Origin of the sequence: Aeromonas sp. Prich7-2 (assembly GCF_017939255.1) — a bacterium.
In the GTDB taxonomy this organism is placed as follows: domain Bacteria; phylum Pseudomonadota; class Gammaproteobacteria; order Enterobacterales; family Aeromonadaceae; genus Aeromonas; species Aeromonas caviae.
In genome coordinates this window covers 1-9,917 of record NZ_JAGKRI010000096.1, presented here as the reverse complement: position 1 = coordinate 9,917, position 9,917 = coordinate 1, and the positions used below count along the sequence as shown (strand labels likewise).

16 protein-coding genes and 2 pseudogenes are annotated in these 9,917 nt (G+C 55.8%); 13 read left to right on the top strand and 5 right to left on the bottom strand.

Annotation, left to right across the window (positions count from 1 at the left end):
- Window positions 1-145 precede the first annotated feature (145 nt).
- The 3 genes and pseudogenes from J9892_RS15180 to J9892_RS15170 form a co-directional block, all read left to right on the top strand.
- Window positions 146-679, top strand: a pseudogene (locus J9892_RS15180) (DUF932 domain-containing protein); the annotation flags it as partial.
- Window positions 680-773: 94 nt separating this feature from the next.
- Entirely contained in the window at window positions 774-1,763 is a 990-nt protein-coding gene (locus tag J9892_RS15175; protein WP_043133800.1) for a lambda-exonuclease family protein, read from the top strand.
- A complete protein-coding gene (locus J9892_RS15170; RefSeq protein WP_043133799.1) occupies window positions 1,760-2,752 on the top strand; it encodes a hypothetical protein in 993 nt (330 codons plus the stop codon). The genes J9892_RS15175 and J9892_RS15170 overlap by 4 nt, the downstream gene beginning before the upstream one ends.
- Here the strand turns inward: J9892_RS15170 and J9892_RS15165 are convergent, their stop codons facing one another.
- A complete protein-coding gene (locus tag J9892_RS15165) occupies window positions 2,753-3,103 on the bottom strand; it encodes a helix-turn-helix transcriptional regulator (protein WP_043133797.1) in 351 nt (116 codons plus the stop codon).
- A gap of 220 nt (window positions 3,104-3,323) precedes the next feature.
- Between J9892_RS15165 and J9892_RS15160 the strand changes: the two genes are divergently transcribed.
- The 10 genes and pseudogenes from J9892_RS15160 to J9892_RS15115 all read left to right on the top strand — a co-directional run.
- Window positions 3,324-3,644: a hypothetical protein gene (locus tag J9892_RS15160; protein WP_043133795.1), complete on the top strand. Its 321-nt coding sequence runs from the start codon at window positions 3,324-3,326 to the stop codon at window positions 3,642-3,644.
- Window positions 3,645-3,654: 10 nt separating this feature from the next.
- Window positions 3,655-4,443 carry a hypothetical protein gene (locus tag J9892_RS15155; RefSeq protein WP_053288702.1) on the top strand — a complete coding sequence of 263 codons (789 nt, stop codon included), beginning with the start codon at window positions 3,655-3,657 and terminating at the stop codon, window positions 4,441-4,443.
- 280 nt (window positions 4,444-4,723) lie between these two features.
- A complete protein-coding gene (locus J9892_RS15150) occupies window positions 4,724-5,200 on the top strand; it encodes a lecithin retinol acyltransferase family protein (RefSeq protein WP_050504458.1) in 477 nt (158 codons plus the stop codon).
- A 26-nt stretch (window positions 5,201-5,226) separates the two neighbouring features.
- Complete coding sequence (locus J9892_RS15145) at window positions 5,227-5,652, top strand: DUF2787 domain-containing protein (protein ID WP_043133637.1); 426 nt, start codon at window positions 5,227-5,229, stop codon at window positions 5,650-5,652.
- A 9-nt stretch (window positions 5,653-5,661) separates the two neighbouring features.
- Window positions 5,662-6,072, top strand: a complete 411-nt coding sequence (locus J9892_RS15140) for a hypothetical protein (protein ID WP_043133624.1) — start codon at window positions 5,662-5,664, stop codon at window positions 6,070-6,072.
- Window positions 6,065-6,322: a hypothetical protein gene (locus J9892_RS15135; protein WP_103828958.1), complete on the top strand. Its 258-nt coding sequence runs from the start codon at window positions 6,065-6,067 to the stop codon at window positions 6,320-6,322. The genes J9892_RS15140 and J9892_RS15135 overlap by 8 nt, the downstream gene beginning before the upstream one ends.
- 111 nt (window positions 6,323-6,433) lie before the next feature.
- On the top strand, window positions 6,434-6,931 hold the full coding sequence (gene radC, locus J9892_RS15130; RefSeq protein WP_043133628.1) for a DNA repair protein RadC: 498 nt from the start codon (window positions 6,434-6,436) through the stop codon (window positions 6,929-6,931).
- The gene (locus J9892_RS15125) at window positions 6,928-7,119 is read left to right on the top strand and encodes a hypothetical protein (RefSeq protein ID WP_043133630.1); all 192 of its coding nucleotides are present in this window, start codon (window positions 6,928-6,930) and stop codon (window positions 7,117-7,119) included. The genes radC and J9892_RS15125 overlap by 4 nt, the downstream gene beginning before the upstream one ends.
- Before the next feature lie 24 nt (window positions 7,120-7,143).
- Window positions 7,144-7,479 carry a hypothetical protein gene (locus tag J9892_RS15120; protein ID WP_171269275.1) on the top strand — a complete coding sequence of 112 codons (336 nt, stop codon included), beginning with the start codon at window positions 7,144-7,146 and terminating at the stop codon, window positions 7,477-7,479.
- A 121-nt stretch (window positions 7,480-7,600) separates the two neighbouring features.
- Window positions 7,601-7,852, top strand: a pseudogene (locus tag J9892_RS15115) (transposase); the annotation flags it as partial.
- Here J9892_RS15115 and J9892_RS15110 read toward each other — a convergent pair.
- The 4 genes from J9892_RS15110 to J9892_RS15095 form a co-directional block, all read right to left on the bottom strand.
- Window positions 7,853-8,062 (bottom strand): hypothetical protein, encoded by a 210-nt coding sequence (locus J9892_RS15110; protein ID WP_043133631.1) that lies wholly within the window; start codon window positions 8,060-8,062, stop codon window positions 7,853-7,855.
- A 119-nt stretch (window positions 8,063-8,181) separates the two neighbouring features.
- Window positions 8,182-8,763 (bottom strand): DUF559 domain-containing protein, encoded by a 582-nt coding sequence (locus tag J9892_RS15105; protein WP_043133634.1) that lies wholly within the window; start codon window positions 8,761-8,763, stop codon window positions 8,182-8,184.
- Between the two features lie 236 nt (window positions 8,764-8,999).
- Window positions 9,000-9,377, bottom strand: coding sequence for a hypothetical protein (locus J9892_RS15100; RefSeq protein ID WP_053288704.1), 378 nt, complete (start codon window positions 9,375-9,377; stop codon window positions 9,000-9,002).
- A complete protein-coding gene (locus J9892_RS15095) occupies window positions 9,374-9,760 on the bottom strand; it encodes a hypothetical protein (RefSeq protein WP_103828957.1) in 387 nt (128 codons plus the stop codon). The genes J9892_RS15100 and J9892_RS15095 overlap by 4 nt, the downstream gene beginning before the upstream one ends.
- Window positions 9,761-9,917: the final 157 nt, after the last annotated feature.

Sequence of the window (9,917 nt, the reverse complement as noted above, 5' to 3'; positions counted from 1 at the left end):
AAGAAGTTGCTTGAGGTACTGGGTTGCATTGATAATAGTCATGGCTTCGGGCGTGTCGGTTTTTTTTTGCGATTAAATCAGATCACAAACGAAGCCTTTTTTCTATCTATTTCAATTGGTTGTAGCTAAAGATCCTGTACATGATCTGCTGCTGGCGACCAGTTGCGACGGCACGCTCTGCACCACGGCGCAGTTCACCTCGCTGCGAGTAGTCTGCAACAACACCCTGCAGATGGCACTGCGCGGCGCTACTGGTGCCATCAAGGTGCCCCACTCCACTCAGTTCGATGCTGCTGCCGTCAAAGAGTCGCTTGGGCTCGGACTCTCTCATTGGGATGAGTTCAAGGCACAGACTAAGGCGCTGGCACAACGGCCCGTCGCCCCCGAAGAGGCACTGCGCTTTTTCAGCGACCTGCTGGCGCAACCGCTGGATGAGGAGAGCATCATTCTCACCAAGCCGGTACAACGGCTGCATGAGCTCTATCAGGGCGCGGGTATGGGCTCAGAGCTTGCCAGCTCCCGCAATACCGCCTGGGGGTTGGTCAATGCGGTCACCGAATACGTGGATCACCACCGCCGTGCCCGCAGCCAGGATCACCGGCTCGATTCCGCCTGGTTTGGTCAGGGCGCCCAACTCAAATCCCAAGCCTTGAATCAAGCTCTTACCCTGCTGCAGTAATTCCTCTTCCCTATCTAAGCCGCATAACGACCTCCCCCGGACTAGCGCAAGCCAATCCGGGCGTTGGCGTTTATGCCGTTAACAAGGAATAGTCATGAAAGCAAAAACCAAATACGGCCAAGCCCTGCGGCTGGCCTCCACTACCCAATTAACCCGCGAGCAGTGGCTCGCTATCCGCAAACTCGGCATTGGCTCCTCCGATGCCGCCGTGGCAGTGGGGCTCTCCCCCTACAAATGCCCGCTCAGCCTGTGGTTGGAGAAGACCGGTCGCAAGGAGCCGGAAGATATCTCCCACAAGGAAGCGGTGCTGTGGGGCATCGAGCTCGAACCTGTGCTGGCACAGGTCTATGCCAAACGCACCGGCTACAAGGTACGCCGGGTCAATGCTGTGCTGCAACACCCCGAACAACCCTTCATGCTCGCCAACCTCGATCGGGAGGTAGTGGGCCACCCCGATGGGCCGGGCATTCTGGAGATCAAGACCGCCAGCTATCACAGCGCCCCCCAGTGGGAAGAAGGGGTGCCGGTGGCTTACCAGTGTCAGGTACTCCATCAACTGGCCGTCACCGGCCATGCCTGGGCCGAAGTGGCTGTGCTGATCGGCGGCCAGGATTTTCGGATTTACCGCATCGAGCGTGATGAGGAGAAGATCCAGGATCTCACCGAACGGGAAGCGCAGTTCTGGCAGATGGTGCAACAAGATCAGCAGCCTGAACCTGACGGCTCCAGTGATGCTGCCAATGCTCTGAGCTGGCTCTTCCCCCGTGACGATGGCCAGACGGTGGATCTCTCCGATTCTTCCGAGTTCAACCAGCTGTTTGGGGAGCTACTGCGCTTGCGTCAGCAAAAGGAAGCTGTCGAGCAACAAGAGTCTCAACTCAAACAGCGGCTGCAAGCGACCTTGGGTGAAGCGACAGCCGGGCTGTTTGCCGATGGCAAGATCACCTGGAAGCGCAGCAAAGACCGGCTGGCACCGGATCTCGAAAAGCTCGGGCAGGATCATCCCGACTTGCTCACCCGTTACGTCAAACCGGTGCCCGGCGTGCGCCGTTTCACCATTCAACCCTTGAGGCAAACACCATGATCAAAGGACTGGCGATTACTCCGCCCGTGATCGGACGGATCTGTATCGGCAAGCTGGTGCAAAAACAGGATAAGTGGGTGCCGGAGAAGGACGACAGCTTCACCCTCACCACCCAGGTACAACAAAAGGGGGGATGGTTGCTCCATCCCCTGCACCAACACTACTCATCGCAAAAGAGTGGCCAAGGACAGGAGCAGACCAAGATCCGCGCCATTCCGGTGCGGGTGCTGTTCAACGATAGCGACCTGAATCTGCGGGCGGAATACAGCGCGTTTGACCGACAAACCGGCAGGCCGCTCTGTGTCGGGAATGGGGAGGTGGCAAGACGTGTGGGGGGACAAGGCATGGAGGAGGTCAGCTGCTCTGGACCAGAGCGCTGCGCCTTTGCCGGGCAACAGGGCTGCAAGCTGTACGGGCGACTGAACCTGTTTGTGGAGGGGCAAGGGGATGAGCTGGGCAGCTTTATCTTCCGAACCACCGGCTACAACTCGGTGCGCACTCTGTCGGCTCGACTGAAATACCTGGAGGCCGTGAGCGGTGGTCACACCCGTTATTTGCCGCTCACCCTGCGGTTGCGAGCCAAAAGCACCACCCAGTCCTACCGCACACCGGTCTACTACGTGGATTTGACCTTGCGGGAAGAGACCAACCTGACCGAGGCAATCAGACAGGCACACGAGGCCGCCCAGCGTGACCAAGAGGCGGGACTCGCCATCGACCAGATGGAGCAGGCCGCGCGCGAGTTGCTGCGTAACGGCCAGTTTGAGGATATCGATGAAGAGGTGCCGATGCTGCTGGAGGAGTTCTATCCCGAAGCTAACAGCGACGAGACAGCGAATGGTAACGCTGATGCAGTGGCGACTACCTCGCTTAACGCACCGCAAAGCCAAGCAACCAAAACGTCACAGAGGCCGCAACCAAGAAGGAGTCCGCTCACCAACAAATTGGGAAAAGGGACCCCATCCCCTCCTCCAGTAACTGGCGGGTGATCAGCGGGGACGAGCCAACCGATCTACCAACCGCTCCACTGTTTCCAGCAACAGGGTTCGGTCGGCATCATCAAGCCGGGCCAATTGCTGGCTCAGCACAATGCCCTGCTCGGTCGGGCGGTTACTGGTCTCACGCAGAAAGTCGGCTAGCTCACAACCAAACAGTTGAGCGAGCTCCGCCAGCCGCACCACGGTCGGCACCACAATTCCCCGCTCCATTCGAGAGACGGCCTCCATCCCGATATTGAGGTGTTCAGCCACCTGCTCCTGGGTAAACCCGGCCTGGTTACGCTGACGCCCAATAGCCTTGCCCACGTTCTTGGCTAACTGCTCAAAGTTGATATCTGTCATAAGTCCTCCAACCAACCTCTATGGTTGGATATAGACCCATTGACATGAAGAACCCTGAAGGGTGAGGATCAACCGATCAGGTTGACATTGGTGCTTTGGCAGGGAATTTCAGAACGAAAGGAAATCCATCACCCAATACTCCACAACCCTCATTTCCCGCTGTGCAACCACCGCATGACAACGGGAAATGAAAAGTCATTTTTATCCATAAGGAGACATCATGAAACGTTACTTTGCTATCGCGGGCCTGCTTTTTCTGGCCCTGACCATCAACATCGCCTGGACCGGCAAAGCTCCCTGGCTTGGATTTTGGGGGCTGACCGCCACCTTCGTGTTCGGCACGCTTTTTACCGGTGTTGGCATGTGTATCGGGGAGTGGTTTCGCCGCTTTACCCACCCGGACTGGATCTCGACCAGCGGCGCAGTCGAGACCTTCAAGGCCAAAGTGTTTTGGCTTATGGGGCCGCAGGCCATCGGGGCACTGATTGGCTTTTTCGCCTTTCAGGGCTTTATGAACAATATCCTCGGCTATGCCGTGTAAGGAGTGTGGGATGCATCAATGGATAATAGCTCTACTGGGCTTGCTGCTAACGCCCGCCGTGCTGGCGTTTGGAGACCATGGCCGCTGGAACGATGGCTGGGGTCAGGGGGTAACGGAGTACTCAGCAACGGTCGATGACGCGACCTATCTCTATCTATCGTGCCGGATGGGCCAGCTTAGCCGCATCGAACTCAACCAAGCAGGCCAAGCACCGACTGAAACCGTTTGGCTACGCATCGATGGCCATACCTATCCCCCGCTATCCGGCATGGTGGCAGGGAATGACAGTAAGGCGTTCTATGACATGTGGGCCGCGCTGCGCTCAGCCAAGTCGCTGCAAGCCATCACCCAGGATGGCCGCACCGTTGAGCTGCCGGTCGCGGGTGTACAAGAGACGCTAACTGCCGCTACGGACGCGGCCTTTGGTTGTGCCTTTCCGGCTCCAGAGCCTGAGCCAGCCGCCGCCCCCTTGAACTTTGAACTGCGCGCACAACAGGGCGTACTGCAGATTGTGTCTCGTAATGACCCTGTCACGATTAAAGACATCACCATCAACCGTGGCCAGTGTCAGCTGGTTCGGGAAGTGCCGAGTGATGATTGTGTCAGCGGTCGTGTGAAATGGAGCACCTGTCTCGCCAGTAAAGACCGGTTAAAACCAGAGTACATCAAGCAAGTGTTCCCTGTTGCGATGAACTTTGGACAGCAAGCTCGGTTCACCCTCAAGTCAACACCGCTGTGCCGAGTATTGGAGGTGGTTATTCATACCGACCGGGGAGATGCCGGTTACACCTTCGAGTGAGCCCACTCCACTTCGCTATGCCCGGTCTCGTACCGCAATGCTGTTCAGATAAGCACTTTATTGACTGATTATTCATAAATTAGATTTGAGTTGGGGGGACAAGGCTGTGTCCAGTCGCTCTTCCTCCAGCCTTTATCCAGCGAGGCTTGCAATAGAAAGAGGGAGGCATCATGCCTCCCTCGCTTTTTGTCCTGATACTACGTGGACTGGAACTCAAATTCTCTTAAGTGAACAGCATTGGGTCTCGTACCGGGCTTTTTGTTTTCTAAAAGGAGTAGACATGCAACCTGGTGACCATCTGGTCGTAAGCCGATGGGGCTACGACCATCACGGCCTCTACGCGGGCAATAACCAAGTCATCCACTATACCGGTCCTTTCTCGAGTGAAGGCCCAGTGACAGGGCGGATTATTGTCTCATCGTTGGAGATATTTACAGGCAATGGCGACTGTTACCTGCGTGAATACAGCCACCGTTACTACAGCCCCAGCGAAAGTCTGGCGCGAGCGCATCAACGGCTGGGAGAGCGGGCCTACAACCTGCAGTTCAACAACTGCGAGCACTTCGTGACCTGGTGTATCCAGGGTGTGCACCACAGTGAGCAGGTAGACCAGGCGTGGAGTACCGTCTTGCTAGCCATCACGCTTGCACAAACGCCCCTGCCGCCGATCCGCACCACCGTGCCTACGTTCCCCGCACTACTCACACCGCTGACGAACAAGCTGACAACCTGGCTAATACCCTGGCGACTGCGCTAGTCCCAACCCTTTATTCGGAGAACTCCATGACCATTCCCTTTTTCCGGGACGGCTTTGCCCTGCCCGTTGACCAAGCATTGCTGATTCTGCTCAACCAGGAAGTCGCTAAAACCGAGCTCAATATCGAACGCTTAACCCAACTGACCTTCAACTTTCGCAACCCCGGCTACAGTGCCGAGCAAGGCGGCGTGCACCCGGTCGAGATCCGCCTGATCCGTGGGCTCGATGGCTGGCTGTTCGATTACGTCACCGACTTCAGCTACCAGGGGCAGGGCCAAGATGCTGAGCTCTGCAAGGAGCTCGATTTCAACTTCCTCGATGGGGAACACATCATGTTGGGCTGGGGGCCACTGCGACTGGCCGAAGCGCGGGAGTTGTTCGATATCTGGCAAAGCAACTTCATTGCCTACTGTCGGTTGGAATGTTTCAGCATCACGGTCGCAGGGGATTAGGAGGACACGATGAGCCAAGAATTAGCGCTCTCCCACTACTCACGCCAATGGCTGGGACGAGTCGCCACAAGCGCCAAGCTAACCCCCACTCGCAGTGGTCAGCTTTGGCTGCTACACCTGACCCCGGATAGTCCACACATCCGCACAGTCACCCTGCAGGTCCGTTGGTCTGGCGTGCAGTGGCAACTGCTCTCCCTCACCAATGCTGAGGACTGGCACACCATGAGCCAGCCGAGGGATGAGATCTGCATTGACCCCAAGCGCAGTTGTTTCTGGCGTTGCCAAGCAGGGCCAGTCTCACTCACCGATCAGCCTCGCGTGCTTGCAAGCTTCCTGACTGACCTGCAGCGCATCTGCATCCACCGCGGCTATCGGGTAGAGAGTGACCCCATTGAGCAACAGGAGAATAAGGATGATTAATACCATGATCGCTATCGAGCTGGAGGCTTATCTTGAACACGATGGTCAGATTGAAGTGGTGCATGACCAAGGCCAGGCGGTGGACGGTTATGCCCTCTATCTGCGCTATGAAAACGAACGGGGCGATGCACTGGCGCAATGGCTGTGCGATCACCCGGATCGCCGCTGGCTAGCCCACTTAGGCAACCTGATCGCGACCAGTTACCACATTCCACTGCACGACTACACCCCGCACACCTTGGCGGCCTGAACGCCGCCAGCCAATCCTGTTGTTACATCCCATTGAGTAACCTATTAACCAAACACCTCGCCGACCCTGCCGCCTCCAACGCGGTGGGGCGATGGCGTATGGAGCCTAATCATGTTGCATCAAAAACTCACCGCCGGGGAGATCCCCGGCACCTACCGGGTGACTGACCTTGTCACCGACGATGACCTGCTCACCATCGCCCAAGCTGTTGCCCGGCAGAAACTGGCCAAGGGAGAAGCTATTACCGATAAACACTTGGCCCATCAAGCCCTGCAAGGACTGCTGCAAACACGAGATCGCGAAGTGTTTGCTGCACTGTTCCTTGATAACCAGCATCGGATCTTGGCCTATGAAGAGCTGTTCCTTGGCACCCTGTCCGCTGCAACCGTCTACCCCCGCGATGTGGTCAAGCGAGCTTTGCATCACAATGCCGCCGCGCTGATGCTGGTCCACAACCACCCGTCGGGATACCCGGAACCCAGCCGGGCAGATATCGACATCACCCACAGATTGCAGCGCGCGTTGGCGTTAGTCGATATCCGCACCCTGGATCATCTGGTGGTCGGGGCGGAAGGCGTCGTATCACTGGCCGAGCGAGGTCTGCTATGAGCCTTACTCCAGACAAAACACACCTCACCGCCCTCGACATCCTCCTCGAGCTGCGCTGCTGGCTTGAAGATAACGTTCAGATGCAGGCTGAGCCCGCCATCGTGGCTCACCTCCCCAACGGTTATTTGCTCACCCAAGCCGACTGCATCGAGGCCATTGACACACTGCTCCACCAGCTACGCCATTAGTCACGCCAAGAAGGAATAAACGCCATGCGATTACCCAATCCCTATTCCCTTGAGGAAACCCTCGAGAAGCTGCGCCATGGCCTGACAGCCGTCAGCAACGAAGATGCGCTGACGTTGCTGGAGAAGGCCATCGCCAAGGCTAGTGATGACCGGAGTTATGCCAAGCAGTTTGAAGAGACCTTGCAAGGCTCCACCATCGAGATACGCGACTGTCTCAGCTGCTTTGGCGACTACTTCGAACGATCCCGAGACGCACCGCCCTATTACCCGCACCACGATGCCGTTAACGGCATTGATTGTGCGCTCTACGCCATCCTGTTCGATGCCGCTCACCCAGACGCAGCGCAGGCACAGCAATAACATGTATACCGATCGCCGAATAACATGCATGCCGATCACGTTTCCACCCAATAACGCCAGCATCCCCAAACCCGGATCATCAGCGCCAACACCATGATCCGGATATCCCGACTGTCACCGGGGCAACCTGGACTGGCTGGATCATCCGGCATTCAACTGGGTAAACACGATGATAGGAAATGTGAAAAACTCGCTGCGGGGCAGTTGCCATACGCTCGGAGCGAAGCATTTACCAAGGCATCTTGCTGAATACTGCTTCCGGTTTAATCATCGTTTTGACCTCAAGAGTATGTTTGTTGAATTGGGGCATGCAGTCGTGGCAAGCCCGCCGATGCCATATCGGCTCTTGAAGCTGGCTGAGGGTCATGGGTAATCAGGTAGGGTTTTTAGACAGCATGTACTTCGTAACCCAATCCTGAAAATCCTTTGGAGTTGATTTCTCTGTAGATATTGAAGCCCAAGCAAAATGATCAATTGTGATGTGCATGAGAATAATTGCAGGGATGTGATGCCCGTCTTTCCGCAGACAATTAATCGCGTTAGTCATTTTTTCAGCGTATTTCATTATTTCCATCTGGCTCATACATTCCTCTAACGCCTGAATTAAGCCGCGCCACGAAGTGGCGTCGGCTTGAATGAATTGTTAGGCCCCCGGCAATTGATGCCAGCGGCCTGCCCAGCCTCGCGCATTCATTTTCCGTATCAAGCTGTGGCGCGCAGTCGGTGGCGAGCCTCCTCGACCCGTCTCACTGTCTCGGTAGGCGAGCTAAAAACAACGTTTGCTGGAATGCGCAAGACCGTGTAGCCCTCAGCGCGAATTACCTCGTCGCGTGCGGCGTCCCTGGCCTTGGCTTCGGGGCTGCCGTGCCAGGTTTCCCCATCGATTTCGACCACGAGTTTCTCGTCGACTAGAAAGTCTCCCCGGAATTGACTCCATGCAGAGCCCCGTCCGATGTGCAGTCTGCCAAGCCCGATCTGGGTACGCAACTTGACACCTTTACCAGCGATGCAACCTGGTCCCGTCGTCATCTTGTACGCTGAGACCATGGTATCGAAGAATGCTTCTTCCGCAGGAGACTCGCAAGTGAAGCGCATGTCTTCAACGGTAACCGGTTCGTTGAGGCGGGCGGCGATTTCCGCCTCCTGCCTCTTTCGTTCCGGCTCATCTCGAATGTCGCTGTAGACCGACCAGGCAATTAGACCGCCCACCACGAGCAGTGGCCAGAAGAAAAAACCAATGACTATCAATACAGCGGCCAAAAGGCCGCGCTGGGAATAAGTCATAAAATCACTCTTGAATCTTTAGAAAAGTCTCACCTATAACTTCAGCGCCGGTAAGCAGGTAAAATAAACCGGAACTCCAATGGTCGCAATGGGTCGAAACAGGACCATATCCACAGGCCGTCTTCGACTTTCGGTCAGTGGAAGATTGCCTCGAAAAGAATTCTGCTATGGCCTAACGTGGAAGTGAGCGGCCTGCGCGGTTTTTGCGCAGGTCCGCTCGACTGAAGGGTTATGCATCATTTTCGTAGCGACTTCACTTCGTTAAGCATTTGGGTTGGTGAAATAGCACCCAACGCCACGAGCATAAGTAGCAAGCCACCAATGACTACAATGCCCGTTGCCCATGCGTGCTTAAAACGTAGCTGAACCACCGTTGCCAACCATACAATGGCCGTGCAGCCGATGAGAAATATGAATGTCTGATGGCCTTGCTTCAGAGACTCCAGCAATGTCAGAGCACCAAGGGACGCGACAACACAAAAAGCTGGAACGACGAGCCATAACGTTCCAATCGGAGCCTCTGGTATTTGGAAATAGTCGCTGGCCTTCAAGCCGTTGTCCTGGAAGAACCCGGTAATTTCTTCCTTTGTACCTTCAATTGGCCCGAGCTTCATTTTTGCCCCCTTCTATGGGGAGCAAGCACTGATGCCACGTCTTTCTCGGCTGCCGTATCGGACCACTCTTGGCTAGAACCTTCCTTGATAAAGATGATGCGATCTTGCTCAAGGATTACGTTCGTACCTCCGAAAGTGAAGCCGTCGAGATTTCCACCAAACGCACGCTGTTCAATCTGAGATAGCGCGCGCCCGAGAGACGGGTATGCCGGATGATACTTGTCGTCGTTTTCGACGTTTGGCCCGATTCGAAAGACCAAGACCGCGCCACCATCAACTGCGGGATAGACGTTGCAATCTAGGCCAATTCCTGGACGAAGAAATGGTGCCAGCCGTCTCCGGAAATTGTTTATGTAAGCCTGAACCTTTGATTGCTCAGTCATTCAGTCCTCGCTGCATATTCCGGCCGATCATGAACACCAATTCCGATTCAACGTGAACACCATTTCCGGACCAATGTGAACGCTCATTCCGGTTCAACCTGAACACTTTGCCCCTCCTTTCCGGAAACAGTGTTCAACATCCCGGAATCACTGTTCA